The organism is Streptomyces sp. NBC_00057, from assembly GCF_045041165.1.
Taxonomy (GTDB): Bacteria; Actinomycetota; Actinomycetes; order Streptomycetales; family Streptomycetaceae; genus Streptomyces.
Genome location: NZ_CP108256.1, coordinates 5,819,175 through 5,837,317, shown reverse-complemented (window position 1 = coordinate 5,837,317; position 18,143 = coordinate 5,819,175). Strand labels below are relative to the sequence as shown.

The 18,143-nt window shown below is 68.8% G+C and carries 16 protein-coding genes; 8 read left to right on the top strand and 8 right to left on the bottom strand.

What is annotated here, in order from left to right:
* Positions 1-3: 3 nt before the first annotated feature.
* Positions 4-2,751, top strand: coding sequence for an alkaline phosphatase family protein (locus OG953_RS27485; protein WP_405687588.1), 2,748 nt, complete (start codon positions 4-6; stop codon positions 2,749-2,751).
* A 104-nt stretch (positions 2,752-2,855) separates the two neighbouring features.
* On the opposite strand, the gene OG953_RS27480 is transcribed toward OG953_RS27485, so the two are convergent.
* The 6 genes from OG953_RS27480 to OG953_RS27455 form a co-directional block, all read right to left on the bottom strand.
* Positions 2,856-3,239, bottom strand: a complete 384-nt coding sequence (locus OG953_RS27480) for a hypothetical protein (protein WP_405687586.1) — start codon at positions 3,237-3,239, stop codon at positions 2,856-2,858.
* A 65-nt stretch (positions 3,240-3,304) separates the two neighbouring features.
* Positions 3,305-4,288, bottom strand: a complete 984-nt coding sequence (locus tag OG953_RS27475) for a hypothetical protein (protein ID WP_405687584.1) — start codon at positions 4,286-4,288, stop codon at positions 3,305-3,307.
* A gap of 405 nt (positions 4,289-4,693) precedes the next feature.
* Entirely contained in the window at positions 4,694-5,263 is a 570-nt protein-coding gene (locus tag OG953_RS27470) for a DoxX family membrane protein (protein WP_405687582.1), read from the bottom strand.
* 550 nt (positions 5,264-5,813) lie between these two features.
* Complete coding sequence (locus OG953_RS27465; protein WP_405687580.1) at positions 5,814-6,572, bottom strand: LPXTG cell wall anchor domain-containing protein; 759 nt, start codon at positions 6,570-6,572, stop codon at positions 5,814-5,816.
* A gap of 383 nt (positions 6,573-6,955) precedes the next feature.
* Positions 6,956-7,858, bottom strand: coding sequence for a serine hydrolase (locus OG953_RS27460; RefSeq protein ID WP_405687578.1), 903 nt, complete (start codon positions 7,856-7,858; stop codon positions 6,956-6,958).
* Positions 7,859-7,860: 2 nt separating this feature from the next.
* A complete protein-coding gene (locus tag OG953_RS27455) occupies positions 7,861-8,772 on the bottom strand; it encodes a LysR family transcriptional regulator (RefSeq protein WP_405692094.1) in 912 nt (303 codons plus the stop codon).
* 245 nt (positions 8,773-9,017) lie between these two features.
* On the opposite strand from OG953_RS27455, the gene bla reads away from it, so the two are divergent.
* The 5 genes from bla (at position 9,018) to OG953_RS27430 (ending at position 15,511) form a co-directional block, all read left to right on the top strand.
* The gene (gene bla, locus OG953_RS27450; RefSeq protein ID WP_405687576.1) at positions 9,018-9,947 is read left to right on the top strand and encodes a class A beta-lactamase; all 930 of its coding nucleotides are present in this window, start codon (positions 9,018-9,020) and stop codon (positions 9,945-9,947) included.
* A 277-nt stretch (positions 9,948-10,224) separates the two neighbouring features.
* Entirely contained in the window at positions 10,225-10,536 is a 312-nt protein-coding gene (locus OG953_RS27445) for an ArsR/SmtB family transcription factor (RefSeq protein ID WP_405687574.1), read from the top strand.
* 76 nt (positions 10,537-10,612) lie between these two features.
* A complete protein-coding gene (locus OG953_RS27440; RefSeq protein WP_405687573.1) occupies positions 10,613-11,821 on the top strand; it encodes an MFS transporter in 1,209 nt (402 codons plus the stop codon).
* Between the two features lie 337 nt (positions 11,822-12,158).
* Positions 12,159-12,944 carry an ABC transporter ATP-binding protein gene (locus OG953_RS27435; RefSeq protein ID WP_405687571.1) on the top strand — a complete coding sequence of 262 codons (786 nt, stop codon included), beginning with the start codon at positions 12,159-12,161 and terminating at the stop codon, positions 12,942-12,944.
* Complete coding sequence (locus OG953_RS27430; RefSeq protein ID WP_405687569.1) at positions 12,944-15,511, top strand: FtsX-like permease family protein; 2,568 nt, start codon at positions 12,944-12,946, stop codon at positions 15,509-15,511. Before OG953_RS27435 ends, OG953_RS27430 begins: the two co-directional genes overlap by 1 nt.
* Positions 15,512-15,551: 40 nt before the next feature.
* Here OG953_RS27430 and OG953_RS27425 read toward each other — a convergent pair whose 3' ends face one another.
* Positions 15,552-15,761: a hypothetical protein gene (locus tag OG953_RS27425; RefSeq protein ID WP_405687568.1), complete on the bottom strand. Its 210-nt coding sequence runs from the start codon at positions 15,759-15,761 to the stop codon at positions 15,552-15,554.
* A 304-nt stretch (positions 15,762-16,065) separates the two neighbouring features.
* Between OG953_RS27425 and OG953_RS27420 the strand changes: the two genes are divergently transcribed.
* The gene (locus OG953_RS27420) at positions 16,066-16,869 is read left to right on the top strand and encodes a hypothetical protein (protein WP_405687566.1); all 804 of its coding nucleotides are present in this window, start codon (positions 16,066-16,068) and stop codon (positions 16,867-16,869) included.
* A 133-nt stretch (positions 16,870-17,002) separates the two neighbouring features.
* Positions 17,003-17,479: a GNAT family N-acetyltransferase gene (locus OG953_RS27415; RefSeq protein WP_405687564.1), complete on the top strand. Its 477-nt coding sequence runs from the start codon at positions 17,003-17,005 to the stop codon at positions 17,477-17,479.
* A 36-nt stretch (positions 17,480-17,515) separates the two neighbouring features.
* On the opposite strand, the gene cpt is transcribed toward OG953_RS27415, so the two are convergent.
* On the bottom strand, positions 17,516-18,046 hold the full coding sequence (cpt, locus tag OG953_RS27410) for a chloramphenicol phosphotransferase CPT (protein WP_405687562.1): 531 nt from the start codon (positions 18,044-18,046) through the stop codon (positions 17,516-17,518).
* Positions 18,047-18,143 lie beyond the last annotated feature (97 nt).

Below are 18,143 nucleotides of genomic sequence, written 5' to 3'. Positions count from 1 at the left end.
TCCATGCAGGTAACACGACAGCGTCGGATTAACGAGAAGGAACAGATCAGCCTTTTCGGTAGGCGCGTCGGCCGCCGGACCACTCTGGTAACGGCGGGCATCGCTGTCGCCCTCGCCGTCACGGGCACCGCTGTTGCCCAGACGCACCAGTTCGGCACCCAGCAGGTCGGCCAGGTCACCGCTGACGGCCAGGTCGTCTCCGCCGACCAGTACATCGCCCCGTATGGCAGCCGCACCGTCATCAACGACGGCAAGATCATGTCGTCCTCGGTCAGCCCGGACGGCACCCACCTCGCGGCCTCGGTCACCGACGGTGGGATGGCGCTGGTCGTCATGGACCTCAAGACCGGGCAGGTGAAGCAGCGCGTCGGCAACAACGCGGCGGCGGACCTGCGCATCAGCGGCAACGACGTGGGCCAGGAAGGCCCCACGTACTCGCCCGACGGTTCGCAGCTGTGGCTGGGCCAGACCGACGGCTACACCAAGTTCACCGTGAACCCGGACGGCAGCGTCGCCAACCCGACGTCCATCAAGATCCCGGCCGACGGCTCCAAGCGCGCACTGGTGGGTGCGGCGGTGTTCTCGGCCGACGGCTCCACCGTGTACTCCGCGGTCAACGGCCAGAACCGGGTGGTCGCCATCGACGGGGCGACCGGGGCCATCAAGCAGAGCTGGACCGTGGGCAACGCCCCTCGTGGCATCGCCATGGTCGGCAACAAGCTCTACGTCAGCAACGAGGGCGGGCGTCCGGCCAAGGCCGGCGACACCACGATCAACTCCTACGGCACCCAGGTGCCGGCCGACCCGGACACCGGTGCCACCACCACCGGCACGGTCAGCGTCATCAACCTGGCGGCCCCGTCCGCCGCCGTCGGGAGCATCGACGTCGGTCTGCACCCGACCGCGGTGTACGCCAAGAACGGGGCGGTGTTCGTCACCAACACCGCCGACAACGACGTGTCGGTCATCAACACCGCCAACGACAAGGTCGTGCAGACCATCGCCACCCGGCCGTGGCCGGAGGCGTCGGTGGGCTACGAGCCCAACGCAGTGACGCTCACCGACGACGGTCGCCTGCTGGTGACGCTCGGCCGCGCCAACGCGGTCGCCGTCTACCGGTACACCTCCCCGCAGGAGCCGGCCAGCTACGTCGGCCTGCTTCCGACGGACTACTTCCCCGCAGAGATCACCACCGTCGGCAAGAACGTGGTCGTCTCCAACACCCGTGGTATCGACGCCCGCCGCCCCACCAACAAGGCCGGGCACGGCACCCACGACACGACGTCGAGCCTGACGCAGTTCACGCTGCCGGACGACGGCGTCATCAAGTCCGAGACCGGCAAGGTCTTCACCCAGAACGGCTGGCACGGCGGCTCGGTCACCCAGGGCACGGGCGACGCGAAGCCGGTGCCGGTCCCGGTGAAGCTCGGCGACCCCTCGACGATCAAGCACGTCTTCCTGCTCGTCAAGGAGAACCGGACCTACGACCAGGTCTTCGGTGACGTCCCGCAGGGCAACGGCGACCCATCGCTGGCGCAGTTCGGCGAGAACGTGACGCCGAACCAGCACGCGCTGGCCAAGCAGTTCGGGCTGTACGACAACACGTACGACATCGGCACGAACTCCGCCGAGGGTCACAACTGGCTGATGCAGGCCGACAACCCGGAGTACACCGAGTCCTCGGCCGGTGAGTACAAGCGCAGCTACGACACCCAGGACGACGCTCTCGGCCACCAGAAGTCCGGCTTCATCTGGACCGGTGCGCAGGCGGCCGGGAAGACCGTGCGGGACTTCGGCCAGTTCCAGTCGTTCGAGAGCAAGCCGGCCGGCGCGAGCTGGCAGAACCTGTACTGCGACGCCAAGAACATGGACGCGACCGGGCAGAAGACCGCCTACCCCATACAAACGGGCTCGGCGATCCCGTCGCTCAACAAGGTGTCGGTGCCCGGCTTCCCGAAGTTCGACCTCGGCGTCCCGGACGTCTACAAGTACCAGATCTGGAAGCAGGACTTCGAGAAGAACGGTCCGGCGAACCTGAACATGTTCTGGTTCTCCAACGACCACACCGGTGGTCCGACGAACTCGGCCGCCGCGGTCGCGGACAACGACCTCGCGGTCGGCAAGATGGTTGACCAGATCTCGCACAGCAAGTACTGGAAGGACTCGGCGATCTTCGTCGTCGAGGACGACTCCCAGGCCGGTCTCGACCACGTCGACGGCCACCGTGCCCCGATCCAGATCATCAGCCCCTGGGCGCAGCACGGCAAGGTCGACAGCCGCTACTACTCGCAGATCACGATGATCCGGACCATCGAGCAGATCCTCGGGATCCACCCGATGAACCAGAAGGACAGCGCGGCCAGCCCGATGCGTGGGGCGTTCACCCAGAACGCGGACTTCACGCCGTTCACCGCTCTGCCCAACCGGACCTCGCTGACCGATGGTCTGAAGACCCCGCCTGCCTGCGGCGTGGACACTCCGGCGCCGCAGAACCCCAGTGCGGCGGCCGCGCCGTCGGCGACGGTGCCGACGGACAAGCAGGAGGTCGCGGCGAAGTGGGAGGACTGGAAGTCGCATCAGCGGCTGACCGGGCCCAACGCTGTGCCCGACTACGCGAACCCTGCGCAGTTGAACCACTTCACGTGGTATGAGACGCACGACTGGAAGAAGCCGTACCCCGGCGAGAACAAGATCTTCGCGCCGAAGGACGTGCCGGGCGCCTACATCCCGTCGTCGGAGAACGACGGCTGACGTAGGCAGATCGCGTCAAGGGGTCCCTGGCCGGCGCCACCGCTGGCCAGGGGCCTCTTCTGTCCCCGGTCGTGGTGTAGGGGATCAACGTGGAAATCTGCAGGTCACGCATACGATTCGCCGACCGGCGACGCCCAGTACCCTGACGTTCCCTCAGGTCTGATGTGCCGCGCGCGGCCATCGTCATGATGCCCGTTGGCGTGACCTTCGGTGCGCGAGTCGCGCAGGGACTTGCCATCCACGGCCAGGGCCCGTAGCCCGTCGGTGGGTTCGAGGTGAGCGCCGAGCCGTGTCCCGACGGCCCGGTCCAGGGCGCCGTCGTCGATCCGGGCCGGCAGGACTCCGAGCCGGTAGCGGAATCCCTGTTTTCGGCGCGGGTCGGGAGAGTCCTCCAGCACCTCGACAAGATGCGTCAGTTCCTCCGGTGCGACATCCAGCGGGTCCGCTATGCGGTCACGGTGCCAGGGCAGGACTTCGGTCGTGGACACTGATGCGCGTCTCGCCGTGGTCGTGCGGTGAGCTCTCCTCGTCGCAGGTCCAGACGCAGGCGATGTCAGCCTTCACCCGCTGGGGCCGCCGACGTCCCGTTGATCCTCGCGATCCGTTCGCGCCACGGGATGCGTTCGGGCTCCGGTGCGGGGGCGCTGTGGAAGGTCGCGTGTGCTGTGGACCGGCGGCACGGGCCGCATTCCGTCTCGTCGGCCAGGGGGCGGAAGACGTGCTTCTCGCCCGGGCCCTCGCACTCCAGCAGCTCGCGGACGGGCGGGGGCTCGTACGGCGGGAGTGGGGCCTGAGGCTCGGGAAGCTTCTGCATGAGGCGGTAGCGGAGGAAGCCGACCGCTGAGCGCACGCCGTCCTGCGGGCGTTCGGCGAGTAAGGCCTGGCGCAGGTCGGACTCGCTCAGGCCGCGCTCCAGCCACTTGACCGCCTCGACGGCCAGTGCGCGGGCCTCCCGTACGCCCAGGTGCAGTTCGCGGCGTGAGTGGCGCAGGGAGAGCAGGACCCGTTCTGCCCGGGCCAGTTGGAGGGGGTCGGCCGACCCCGCCGTCGGCTCCGGATCCGGGTCCGCCGTTGGCTGGTCTTCGGAGGGTGGGTGGGGAGTGGTCTTATCACTGTGGTCTTCTACCGGTTCATAGCCACCGGCCGGCCGGGCAGTCGGTTCGCCGACGGTCGGGAACTGCGTACTCGGCAGCGGCAGGGCGGCGGGCACGGCCCCGCGCAGGTGTCTCGCCTGCTCACTCGTCAGAGGGTTGTTCGCGACCAGTTGCTCGGTGATCCAACGGCCGCCGACGCCCTGGCTCCGCCACTCGTGTACGTACCCGTGCTCGACCAGCTGGTGCTTCGCCTTCTGGTAGGCGCGGCCCTTGATGCCCAGCTTCTGGGCGAGTTCGCTCAAGGGCTTGGACGTGGCGTCCTCGGGAAGGCCCTGGACGTACACGAGCAGGACCTTCGCGTCACTGTTCAGACGCGGATGGCGGACGACATCGTGCGATGCCTTCGTATAGCGCGCGGACGGCGCGATAGCATGACGCAGCATTTCCGGTGGCCTCGCAGCTCCACTGGTGATGAAGGCCCTCGGTTGGTGTTAGCGCACCGCCGGGGGCCGCCCCATGCACACGAAGGCACACAGAGCGTGATGATTTCGTCACCGTACCGCATTGCCGCCATCTCCCACCATGCGAACGGGACTTCACGCCACTCGCTCGAAGTCGGCGTCAGCGCAAAGCTAACTGTGCCGGTGGTTCGCGGGTGATACGTCCACCGCGTCTGCAGCTTCACGCGCGAGTTCTCCGGTGGAGGTGTCAACCAGGCGCCGGACCATTGCCATCTGTACACGGAGGCGGTAGCGGGCCCGACTGCCCCGAGGAGGCCGGACGCGACGCTTCCCGCGACACCTGGGGATGTGACGCGGGAAGCGGGGGGAGAGATCGCGGGGCGGGGATCAGACGAGCCAGCGGTAGCGGCGGACGAGCCGGAATTCCTTCCACTTCCTGCCCAGGCCGAAGAAGTCGCCGGCATGGGTGGTCGCGATGACGATGCCGGCGAGGGCGAGCATCCAGTGGTCGTCGGTGATCGGGTTGTTCGCGGGCTGGAGCGTGACCAGCCACATGAAGCCGGTCATCACCGCGCAGGAGACGGCGGCGACCCGGGTACCGATGCCGAGCAGGAATGCCAGGCCGATGCCGAGCAGGCCCAGCATGAACAGCACGTCCAGGAACGGGCCTCCGGCCAGCGAGTCAAAGATGTGGCCGAAGGGGCCCTTGGTGCCGTACAGCAGGAACCCCTCGGTCGGCGAACCGCCGTTGATCACGGCATCGGCGCTTTTGGTCGAGAAGCCGAGGCCGAACACCTTGTCCAGGAACGGCCAGATGAAGGTCCAGCCGAGCAGGATCCGCAGGGCGGCGAGGGCACCCCGGGCGGTCCGGCTTCGGACGATCAGTTCGTCGAGGCTGCCGCTCCAGCGGGTCCCGTCGGTTGCACTGACGTTGTTGCGCAGGGGCGTTGCGGCCACCGCACTCACCTTCTCTCTTTCACGGTCCCCGGTTTGTGAACGCATTCACAAGATATCGCGCCGGTTTCACCCCTGAGGCCGGTAAAGGTCCCTGCATGTGGGGACTTTCGACCTTTCTGACCGTTTCGACCAGCAGAGACGCGTCCAACCCGTTACGGGATCCATTCGGCCTCGCCTCGCCAAGTCGGACGCCCGCGGCCCGGATTCCTGCGAAGCGTTCGCGCCAGGGGATGCGTTCGGGTTCCAGCTCGGCGGCGGCCAGCCGGTTCACGTAGCTGTGGACGCGCGGTCCGGGCCGGCCAGCTACCTCGATCACCGGCCACGCAGCCCCCACCCCAGCCCCCGGCCCTCGACGAGTCGCCCTCGCATGCTCCAGCACGCTTGTCCCCAGGTCGTCCGACGTGCCTTGCTCGGCCGAGGCACGTAAGCACTCGAAAACCGTCCAGGCGCCCCGAGAACCTCAAAACCCGTGGTCAGCCAAGGAGCTGACCACGGGCAGAGGTCAAAGAACGAGCTCAGTAACTACGGAGCCCGGGGGCGCAGGTGCGTATCAGTGCTGCTGTGCCTTGCGGCGGCGGAACACCAGGTAGCCGCCGGCCGCGACGAGCGCGGCGGCCGCTGCGGACAGCAGGCCGACGGGCGCGCCGTTACCGGTCTCGGCGAGGTCCCCGCCGCTCTGCGTGGAGGGTGACGACGAGGGGGACGAGGGGGAGGAGGCCGAGGACGTCGGCTTGGTGCCCTCGGGGGCGGACGACGTGGGCGCCGCGGTCGGCTGCGCCGGGCCGGACGGGGTGGCAGGCTTCGACGGGGTGGCAGGCGTCGACGGCTTGCCGCCGCCGGGCTTGCCGGGCTCGCTGGGCTTACCGGGCTTGTCGGGCTTGCCACCGCCCGGCTGCCCCTTGCCGTCGCAGTCGACCCAGAAGGTCTTGTGCTTGGCCCGGCCGTGCTCGCCGTCGAAGTTCCAGAACAGCTTGTAGTGGCCGTCGGGCAGGGACTGGTCCTGCGTACGGCGATGCCCCTCGGCATCGAGCGTCAGCGAACCGGTTTTCACGGTTTCGCCCTTGACCTCGGCGGTAGGGGGCCAGGCTTCGATGTGCCAGTCGACCTTCTGGTCGGCGTCGAAACCGAAGGCATCGAGATAGAAGGTGCATACGTGGGGCTCGTTCTTACGGAGCTCCTCGCCGGTCGCGGCGTCGTGGATCTTCACGGTGCCGTTGTCGCCGGGGGCGGTGGCGTAGGCCGTGGGGGCGAGCAGCAGGGCCGCGGTGACGGCGGCCGTGAGCGTGCCTGCGGAAACGAGTGGGCGCATGGGCAATCCAACGGTGGAGGAGAAGGAGGGGGTTACCGTGGGGGGCTACCGTGGGGGGTTCCACTCAGCCTCCTGTGACCGCGTGCACCCGTCAATGCACCTATGACCACTTGTGTCACATGGCGCACCGCTTGCCCCATTGGTCCCGCATAACGATTGAGGACATGGGCTTCGAGCGTGTTCCCATGGCCGTGGCGCGGGCAGCCCCACGCGAACGGGACTTCTCACCATCAGGCGAGCCAGTCGACCGAGCCGGTCCACCTGAACGTCCCGGTCGAGTTCCCCGACGGCTGGGAGGCCGGCCAGGCGGTGAGGGCGCACCTGACGGCCCATCGGGCGAAGACCCGTTGAGTCAGCCAGGAGTGGTGGGAGCATCCACCTGTTCAGGCCATCCGCAAGTGGTCGCGGAGCGTCCGGGCGACCTGTGCCATCAGTGCTTCCGTCTCGGGCTGCAGCACGGCCGGTACGCGGGATTCGGTGAGGGCGGCGACGGCGAACGCCTGCCCGTCGGCGTGCTCGACGACCCCGACCTCGTGTCGGAGGTTGAGCAACGTACCGGTCTTCGACGACCACCGGGACGCGTCGGAACTGAAGTCGGGAGCCAGCCGCTGCCGGATCACGTTGTTCGTCATCAGCTCGCGGACCCGCGCCGCGGTGGCGGGCTGGATCGTCGTCGGCCGCCACAATCCCTCCAGCAGGTCGACGAAGGTCCGGGCCGACCCGACGTTCGCGCGACTGATGTCGAGCTGGGCCACGGGATGCCCCTGTCCCGCTGTCGCCGCGCCGATGGCGAGGGAGTGGGCAAGGTGCACCTCGGTCGGCGCGAACCGTTCGGCCGGCGTCTGGGTGAGGTCCCCCATGAGGTGGCGTACCACGATGCCGTCGTAGCCGAGCCGCCGCAGTTCCGCGGTGACCGCGGCGGGCGGGGTGAGGGCGAACAGCGCGTCGGCCGCGGTGCCGTCGCTGATCGCCGTGCTGAGATACAGCAGGTCCTCGAGCGCGACCGTGGCCGGGTGCCGGAACTTGGTCAGGCCGGTCGGTCCTGGCACGGTGACGCGGCCGGGCTGCACCACGATCGCTGTGGCCAGGTCGAGTTCGCCGCGCCCGACACGTTCCAGTGTGGCGATCGCGAGCGGCACCTTGACCAGGGAAGCGATCGGATACTCCACCTCGGCGTCGATCGCGAGTTCATCACCGGTGTCGAGGTCACGCACCAGGAACGAGCCGCGCAGACCGCCGTCGTGCAGGGCCTCCCGCGCATCGCGCAGGACCTTGGTCGTCCCCACCGCTACGCCTCACCATCGCCCGGCACGTCGCCGCCCCGGCTGCCGTCGTCCGACATGCCGAGGCAGCGCCCGATCGTGGCGAGCGGGAGGGCCCGGATCCGCTGGGCGTCCTCGCGCAGTCCGGCCTCGACGTCGTAACCCCGTACCAGCTCCAACTCGCCGATCGGCCGCCAGTGCAGCCCCAGTTCGGCGGCCTGGACGGCGGAGCAGAGCAACAGGTCGGCCGAGCCGAGCACCTCGGCCGCGGCGTCGACGAGTGAGGCCGAGACCACGACCTGGGCGGGTTGGAGGCCGACCCCGTCCCGTAACCGGATCACCCGGTCGCGTACGTGCGGCACGTCGTCCTCCGGCTGGATCAAGACGCGTCGCCGGCGTGCGTTACGTGCGGCCCGGCCCGCGCGCAGGCTTTCCACGTATATCGTCTGCCCCGCCGGCTCGGCGCTGCCGGCCAGCCCCAACGGTATCCGCCATGGCGCTCCGTCCGCGGGTACGGACACGATCGCCGCCCGGACCTCCAGCGTCCGTGCGAGCGCCGCGCGTTCACCCGGCCCGGCTGTGTGCAGGGCGAGATTCAGGTCGTGCCGACGCGCCTCGGCAACGAGCCCGGCGAGCCGGCGTGGGGCGGAGACCGCCGGTACGGCCAGCCGGAACCGGCGTCGCTTGGCGCGCTCGGCGTCATGCTCCATCGCCTCGACGAGTTCGACCAGCCGCCGGGCCGAGGACAGCATGTCCCGGCCGAACGGGGTCAGAGTGACGTTTCGCGACGACCGGTCGAACAGCTTGGCGCCGAAATGCTCCTCCAGGGCGGCGATCCGCCGGCTGACGACCGACTGTGGCATGCCTGCCGCAGCGGCACCGACGGTGAAGCTGCCATGCCCGCTCACCGCCACGAACGCCTCGCAGGCCCTGACCATGTCCACGGCCGGAGCTTATAGCCATGCCGGATCAGCATGGGTCTGCGCATTTCTGTCTTGGACAGCATGTACTGCCGAATGCCAGATTGCCTTCTGCCCGACCTGGGCCATCTCTTGAGGCAGATACCGGTTTGCCGGTAATGAGCTTCCGGAGGAGCAGTGTTGCCCGGCGGTCACCCCATCTGCGGCAAGCGAACTCGAGCCGACTTGCCGTAGTCGTAACTCGCCCCGGTGGAGGGAAGACCATGACGTCACGACAACCGGCCATCACGCGCCGCACTCTTCTAGGGGTGGCGGCACTCCTGCCGTTGGCCGGATGCGCGGAGGGCAAGAGGCCGGCGACGCGGCCGTCAGTGGGCGCGCCCTCGTCTCCCTCCGCCACGGCGAGCGCTCGCCACAGCCAACTGGCCTCATTGGAAAAGAAGTTCGAAGCCCGCTTAGGGGTGTATGCCCTCGCCACCGGCACCGGGGCCACCCTCACCCACCGGGCGGACGAACGGTTCGCGTTCTGCTCGACGTTCAAGGGGCTGGCGGCAGCGGCGGTCCTGCACCGCAATCCGCTGTCGCACCTGGATACGGTCATCAGGTACACGGAAAACGACCTGATGAAGAGCTCGGCCATCACCAGGCGGCATGTGGCCACCGGAATGACGATCCGACAGCTGTGTGATGCCGCGGTCCGCTACAGCGACGGAACGGCCGGCAATCTCCTGCTCCGCGATCTCGGCGGACCGGCCCGGTTCACGGCATACGTGCGCAGTCTCGGCGACACGGTCACCAGGATGGACCGGATCGAGCCGACGATCGCGCAAGCCACCCCGGGAGATCCCCGCGACACCACCTCGCCCCGGGCATTCGGCACCAACTACCGGAAGATCCTGCTGGGGGACGCCCTGCCGACGGACAAGCGCACCTTCCTCCGCCACCTGCTGGAACGCAACGCCACCGCTGCCGGCGCGCAACGTATCCGGGCCGGCGTACCGCGGGGATGGAACGTGGCGGACAAAACCGGGACCGGTGACTACGGCACCCTCAACGACATAGCTGTGGTGTGGCCCCCGAATGCCGCGCCACTCGTCATCGCCATCACGTCCAGCAAGGCCACCAAGGACGCCACGTACGACCAGGCCCTCCTCGCCGAAGCCGCCGCGTACGTAGTGTCCACTCTCGCCTAGTCCGACGTCACTCGGATACGGCGTTGGGCGTGGCGTGGGCATGAGGACGGCCACCGCGTTGATCACCGATGGTTTGCGAGGACAGCCGGAGATCCTGCGGTGGCCGTATGCCACAGCGCAGACCCCACCGGGTCGGGGGTTCGCGCCCGTGCGGCGCCGGACGCGGGCGACTGAACATCGCCCGAAGGGAGCGGGGGAAGCCGCCCGATTTGACTCGCCACTACATATCGCGAAAGCTAGATGCGTCCCGTGGAGAAGCAGGCGGAGAGGCAGACCGATGGATCCCCTGGCCATACACAAGGCGCTCGCCAACCCCGCGCGTCTGCAGTTCATGCAGTGGCTCAAGGACCCGGCGAAGTATTTCGACGAGGACTCCTACCGGCAGCAGGGGCTCGGCTTCCACATCGGTGTGTGCGTCGGCGACATCCAGAAGCGTGCCGGGCTGGCACAGTCGGTGGTGTCCGGCTACTTGCAGACCCTGAAGGACGCGGGGCTGCTCACCTCGGAACGCATCGGCAAGTGGACGTACTACCGACGCAACGAAACGGTGATCGCCGAATTCGCCGCGCACGTCCGCGACGAGCTGTAGCCCACCCGACTTCCGTGCACCTGCCCTCTCCCACAGCTCAATGTATCTACTTTTCTAGATTTGATGAAGGGTCCCGATGAGAAAGACCTCCCTCACCGTCCTGGTGCTCGCCCTGGGCGTGTTCGGGATCATCACCACCGAGATGGGCATGGTCGGCGTACTCCCCCAGGTCTCGGCCGAGCTCGGTGTCACGCCGTCCGCCGCGGGGTGGCTCGTCGGGGCGTTTGCCCTGGTCATCGCCGTGTCCGGGCCATTCACCACACTGCTCGCCTCCGGCGTCGACCGCAAGAAGGTGCTCGCCACCGCGATCGCGGTGTTCGCCGTCTCCAATGCCGTCTACGCACTCACCACGCAGTACGAGGTGATGCTGGCCTTCCGCATCGTTCCCGCCCTCTTCCACCCGGTGTTCTTCGCAGTCGCGCTCGCGACCGCCGCACGGCTGGTGCCCGCCGAGGACTCGACCCGGGCCACGACGACCGTGTTCGGCGGAGTCACCGTCGGCTTCGCCTTCGGTGTGCCGCTGACCTCGTACCTCGCCGAGCACGTGTCCCTGGCGTCGGCGTTCTGGTTCGGTGCGCTCGTCAACCTGATCGCCTTCCTCGGCATCCTGCGGTTCGTACCATCGATGCCTGTCGGGCAACGGGTTTCCTACGGCGCCCAGTTGAGCGTTCTCAAGCAGTCCCGGATGTGGCTGACCATCGCGTCGGTCGTCCTCGTCTTCGCGGCGATGTTCTCGGTCTACGGCTACTTCGCCGAGTACCTCGGCCAGGTCACGCACATGGACGGCACCTGGGTCAGCGCCATGCTGATGGCGTTCGGCGTCATCATGATCCTCGGGAATTTCGTCTTCGGTGGGCTGTTGCGGCGCAACCTGATTCGTACGGTGGTCGCCTACCCCGTCCTGTGTCTGCTCGTCTACGTGCTCCTGTACGCCGTCGGCCCGCTGTTCGCGCCGATGATTGTGGCCGTACTGGTCTGGGGGGCCGTGCACTCGGGCGGGCTCATCGTGAGCCAGAGCTGGCTGGGGAGGGACGCCGTCGACGCGCCCGAGTTCGGCAACAGCCTCTTCATCTCGTTCTCGAACCTCGGCATCACCGTCGGAACCGCGGTCGGGGGCTGGGTCCTGGCCGAGTACGGTGCCCGTCAACTGGCCTGGGCAGGAGCCGGGTTCGCGGTCGCCGCACTGATCGCCATGGCTCTGCGCCTGGGACTGGACCGCACCGGTGCGCGACAGACGCCGCCCACCGGCCAGGAGGTGCGGACACTCGGGGACGTCCGGAGCTGAGACGACCGGAGCCGGTCATCGGGACTGCCCGTTCCGTGTCCTGCACGGGGCCTCGTACGCCGGCTGGGCCGCCGCCGTGGTCCACGGCCTCACCGCGGGCCGGCCGCCGGCCCCCTGGGTGGTCGCCTCGTGCGCGGCCTTTCCGGCCGCCGCCGGGCCCAGATGCAGCGCCGCAGACGCGCCTCGGCCCACCGGCGAGCACCGGGTCAACTGCCCCAAACGGCCCCGGAGTAGATCGAATATCGAACTACGGACCACGCTCGACTCGATGCCCTATACGCTCGAAAATCACCCCCCTGAGACCCGGAACCGCACTATGGAGAGGACAGGTCGCAACATGGTGACCGAGACGAGCGGCCCTTCCCTCGACAACGGCTACAACACGGCCAACCGGGGGCACGCCCTTCGTCTGGCCGACGTGACCAAGGTGTACGGCAGGAACGGCCGCGGCGTCCGCGCCCTGGACGGGGTCTCCGTAGGGATCGAGCGCGGCTCCTTCACCGCGGTGATGGGCCCGTCGGGCTCCGGCAAGTCGACGTTCCTGCACTGCGCGGCCGGTCTCGACAAGCCGACCACGGGCCAGTCCTACATCGGGGACACCCAGCTCAACGACATGAACGAGACCCAGCTGACGAAGCTGCGCCGCCGGCGCATCGGCTTCGTCTTCCAGGCGTTCAACCTCATCCCGTCCCTGTCGGTCCGTCAGAACGTCGAGCTGCCACTGCGCCTCGCGGGCGAGAGCCTCGACAAGAACTGGCTCGACGAGATCCTCGGCCGCGTCGGCCTGGGCGGCCGGGCCGCCCACCGGCCCGCCGAACTCTCCGGCGGCCAGCAGCAGCGCGTCGCCATCGCCCGCGCCCTCATCACCCGGCCCGACGTCATCTTCGGCGACGAGCCGACCGGCGCCCTCGACACCGTGACCGCCAAGGAGATCCTCTCCCTGCTGCGCTCCTGCGTGACCGAGACCGGCCAGACCGTCGTCATGGTCACCCACGACCCGGTGGCCGCCTCGTACGCCGACACCGTCCTCTTCCTGGCCGACGGCAAGATCGCCGGACAGATGGACGCCCCGACCGCCGACCTCGTCGCCGAGCGCATGACACACCTGGGAGCGTGGGCCTGATGCTGCGCTACGCACTGCAGACGCTCAAGGCCAGGAAAGGCGGCTTCATCGGCGCCTTCCTCGCCCTGTTCTGCGCCGCCGCCCTGGTCACCGCCTGCGGCATCCTCCTGGAGACCGGTCTGCGCGGCACCATCGCCACCGAGCGCTACGCCGCCGCCCCGGTCATCGTCGGCGCCGACCAGAACGTCCACCAAACCACCATCAAGACGAAGAAAGGCAAGGTCAAGAAGAAGCACAAGGCGAAGCCGCTGGCCGAGCGGGTCTGGCTGCCCGCGGGGACCACCGAGACCCTCGCCGCCTTACCCGGGGTGCGCAAGGCGGTGCCGGAGACGAACTTCCCGGCGTACGCGGTCGGCCCCCAGGGCCAGATCGTGCCCGGCATCGACGGCAAGCCGTCCTACGGCCACGCCTGGTCCTCCGCCGCACTGACCCCGTTCGAGCTGACCGACGGCAAGGCACCCGCGGGCGCCGACGAGGTCGTCCTCGACCGGGAACTCGCGGCCCGCACCGGCCTCAAGACCGGCAGCAGCCTCGTCGTCCAGTCGACCGGCGCCCCGACGACGTACAAGGTCAGCGGCATCGCGGCGGCCAAGGGCGGCGACCTGCACCAGCAGACCTCGCTGTTCTTCTCCGACGAGACCGCCCGCAACCTCTCCGGACGGGCCGGCCAGGTCGCGACCGTCGGCCTGCTGCCCAAGCCCGGCGTCTCCGCGAGCGAACTCGCGGACCAGGCCAAGAAGGCCCTCGCCGGCGACGGCCGCAAGTACGCCGTCGCCACCGGTGGCGAGCGCGGCCCCATCGAGTTCCTCGACGCGGGCAAGGCCCGGGTCAAGCTCGTCTCCATGGGCGGCGCCATGGGCGGTACGTCGCTGCTCGTCGCGATCCTCGTCGTCGTCGGCACGTTCGCGCTCTCCATCCAGCAGCGATACCGCGAGCTCGCCCTGCTGCGCGCCATCGCCGCGACCCCCAAGCAGGTCCGTCAGCTGATCGGTCGCGAGGCCCTGATCATCGGCGGCCTCGCGGGCGGACTCGGCTCGGTCGTGGGTCTGCCCATCGCGTACTGGCTGCACAGCAAGTTCATCGACTTCAAGGCCATCCCCGACACCCTCGCACTCACCTTCAGCTTCGTGCCGTTCACCGCCGCCATAGGCGCGGCCCTGCTCGGGGCGTGGGTCGCGGCCCGCATCTCCGCACGCCGCACCGCCCGCATCCGCCCGGCCGAGGCCCTGTCCGAGGCGTCCATGGAACAGCGCCACTTCGCGTGGGGACGGCTCGGCGTGGGGATGCTCGTCCTGGCCCTCGGTATCGGTGTGGTCGTCCTGCTGGGCTTCCTGCGCACCGAACCGGCCTCGCAACCCGTCACGTTCCTGTCCGTCGTGGTCCTCGCCGTCGCGGTCTCGCTGCTCGGCCCGGTCATCACCCGCGTCGCCGTCGCGATCCTCGGGATACCGCTGAAGTTCTCGCGCGTCGGCGGTCACCTTGCGACCGCCAACGCCCGGGCCAACGCCAAGCGGATGGCCGCTGCCGTCACCCCACTGGTCCTGCTCATCGGCATGGCCTGCACCGTCCTGTTCGTGCAGACCACCATGGGTGACGCCGCCTCGGCCCAGGCCCAGGCGGGTAACAAGGCAGACTGGGTGGTCGCTTCGAACGGCCCCGGCGTCCCCGCCGAGGCGGCGGACGCGCTGCGCGCCGTACCGGGCGTCACCCAGGTCACCGAGATCGTCCGGACCCAGGTCCGCGTCGGCCTCGACAAGTACCCCGCGCAGGGCATCTCCGCGCAGGGCCTCACCACGAACTGGGACCCGGACGTCTCCCGGGGCAGCCTCAAGGGCTTCGGGGACAAGAGCATCGCGATGAGCGACGTCTCCGCCGACCACCTCGGCAAGAAGCCCGGCGACACGCTCAAGGTGACGCTCGGCGACGCCACTGCGGTCGAGCTGAAGGTCGCCGCCGTCTACGAACGGGGTCTGGGATTCGGCGACCTGACCATGTCGCACGACCTGGTCGCCCGGCACGTCGACAACCCGCTCGCCTCCTCCGTCCTCGTCAAGACGGCCGGTGACGGCAAGGCGGGCCGCGAGCAGCTGACCGACACCCTCAAGCGCTTCCCGGGCATCGGCGTCCTCGACCGCACCCAGGTCGACGACCTCCAGGCCGACGTGCAGCAGTCCAACGCCGAGGTCAACTACCTCGCGATGGGCCTGATCATCGCGTTCACCGCGATCGCCGTGGTCAACACCCTGGCCATGTCGGTCTCGGACCGCACCCGCGAGTTCGCCCTGCTGCGGCTCGTCGGCACGACCCGCCGCCAGGTGATGTCGATGCTCAGGATCGAGTCCGCCCTGATCGTCCTGGTCGCCGCGGTGCTCGGCACGGCCATCTCGCTCGCAGTGCTCACCGCCTTCAGCGTCGGGATGACGGGCGCCGCCCAGCCGTCCGTCGACCCGCCGATGTTCCTCGGGGTCCTCGGCTTCGCCGCGGTGCTCACCGCGGTGGCGACGCTGGTCCCCGGCCGCGTCGCACTCGGCGGACGCCCGGCGGACGTCATCAACGCCCGCCAGTAGGCCGACGCACCACGTCAACACCTCAGGGGTGTACGGCAGCTCAGCTCCCGTGCACCCCTGAGTGCTGCACGGAGGCATCACGTGCGGCGTCCAGCCGGCGGAGATCGTCGATCCTGCCGTCCGCGAACCCCTTCGGGGTCAGCTGCTCGACGACGGCGACGAGTGCGTTCTGCTCGGCCTCGGCCAGTTCCACGACGGCGCCGGCCGCTGCTGCCGAAAGCGGCAGGGAAAGCGTATAGGTCTCGGACATGTGGACATTCCTTGGGCCGGTCGGAAATTTCCGCCGCGCTCGGCGGCGATGTGGACAGCGGCAGCTGACCGGGGCGGGAGGGGGCTGGAGGGGGGGCTGGCTCCAGTGAAGCATGTGCGGCCAAAAGAGTGCCGATCAGTCCGTCTCCGGGACGCGCGGCAGGGAGTTTCAGGAGACTGGCAGTCAGTGCTGAAGGTGGTTCTTGACAGTTCGCACCGAAGGTCGATTTCCGGCCACAACACAACGCCCCGTACGCTGCAACATATCGGTCACCATCGGTCGGCCGGGAGAGAAGGGCGACAACATGACCTCCGAGACCAACACACTCGGCACCCTCGATGCAACAACTGCCTTGCTGCAGGCGGAACTTCCGCGTCTGGAACAGCACCAGCAAACCCTGGAAAAGGAGCTCGCGACCGTCACCGAGCGTCTGGAATCGGTGCGGACTGCGCTGACGGCCCTGCGTTCGCTGTCCACTTCCCCTGTCCCCTCCTCGAACACGGAGGCCCAGGAGGTCAAGGCGCCGGACGTCAAGGCAGAAGCCGAGGACGTCAAGGCGGAGGCGGAGACTGAGAGCGTTGCAGCTCCCAAGATTCCGCGGCAGGCTCAGAATTCCATTGCCGCCGCCGTCCAGGCGGAGGCCCCGCAGGAGCCGGCAGCGGCCGCCCCCGCGCGCCGCACCGCCCGGAAGGCGTCTGCGCCCAAGGGCCGCAAGCAGGCTCCCGCCAAGCCGAAGAGCGAGCGCGGGCAGGCCAAGAAGGCCGTCGCCACCAAGTCCGCCAAGCCCGCCAAGGCCACCGCGCCTGCCAAGGCCGCAAAGGCCACCGCGCCCGCCAAGGACGCCAAGCCCGCCAAGGCCAGGGCGCCGAAGAAGGCAGCGCCTGCCGCGCCTGCCGTCGACGACAGCGGCAGCCTCACCGAGATGGCCATGAAGGTGCTGTCCACGTTCGGCGACACGCCTGTCCGTGCCCGTGAGGTCACGAAGGCCCTTGGGCGTGAGCTCACCCCCAACAGCATCAACACCGTGCGCAGCACCCTCGACCGGCTCGTCGGCACCTCCCGGGCGCACCGCGCCGGCCGAGGCCTGTACCAGGCGCCCGCCAACTGACGCTCCCTGCAAGGGAATTCGTTCAGACGCCCCCGCCACGGCCCGATGGCCGCAGCGGGGGCGAAGGCGCTCCTGCATCGTGCGTCAGCGGTTGATCCCGGTGGATTTTCGGCACGCTCTGTAGGTTGCAGACATGTCTTCATCGATCCGCCTCGAAAAGGTCACGTCCGACAACGTCGAGACCGCCTGCCTGCTGAAAGTACGCCCCGACCAGGACGGGCTCGTGAAGCCGGTCGCCTGGTCGCTGGCTCAGGCGTATGCCGCACCCGAGGTCGCCTGGCCCCGGCTGATCTTCGACGGTGAGCGGCTCGTGGGCTTCGTCATGGCCTTCTTCGATGTCCGGTTCGATCCGGAGAAACCGGATGACCGGCTCCGCTCCGGGCTCTGGCGGCTGAACATCGCCGCCGATGAACAGGGTCGGGGTTACGGCCGCTTCGCCGTGGAAGCGGTGTGCGAGGAGATACGGCGGCGCGGGCAGACGCGTACGACCGTGACCTGGGTTCCCGGGGCGCACGGGCCCGAGAAGTTCTATCTGAAGCTCGGGTTCCGGCTGACCGGGGAGATGAGCGGGGATCAGGTCGTCGGTGAGCTGGAGCTCGGCGACGTGTAGTGCTGTGGCCGGAAGTGGCCGCAGCGACCCGACGCATCACTCGATGCGGTCGGCGATGATCCGCGCGCACTCCATGGACTCGCTCCGCGTCGTGTCCACCTCCAGGTCGTAGATCACGCCCCGGTGGACCACGTCCGCCTGCGACGCCGCCATTCCCGTGACCCGGTCGCCGCGCGCGATCTCACGGGCTGCGGCGACCGTGCTCTCGCACCGGACGCCGACCCACAACACCTGCACTCCACCGAGCGCCTTCTGCCACCGCTGCTGGGACGCCGCTCCGCCGAGGAAAACCTCGTCGACGATGACCCTGGCTCCGGCACGGGCCATCGCGGTGACCCCCTCGATCCACGCCGTCTCCAACGTACGGAACTCGGGGCCGACGATCACCTCACCGTCCGGAGCGAACTCGATGCCCGCGTCCGACACCTGCATGGACGCGGGCATCGCCTGGATCAGTGTGTCGACCCCGAAGGCCAGCCAGGGGTCCGGCAGGACCGCCTGCAGGCACCGGGCGATCCCGGACTTCCCCGAGCTGGAGCCACCGTTGAGTACGATCACCTGGGTCATCACCGCGCCACTCCAAAACCGTGTCCCCTGTGGTGACACGCCCTTTCCCGACACGACGCCGCCGAGCGCACGGCTCGGAGATCTCACTTTGAGGCTC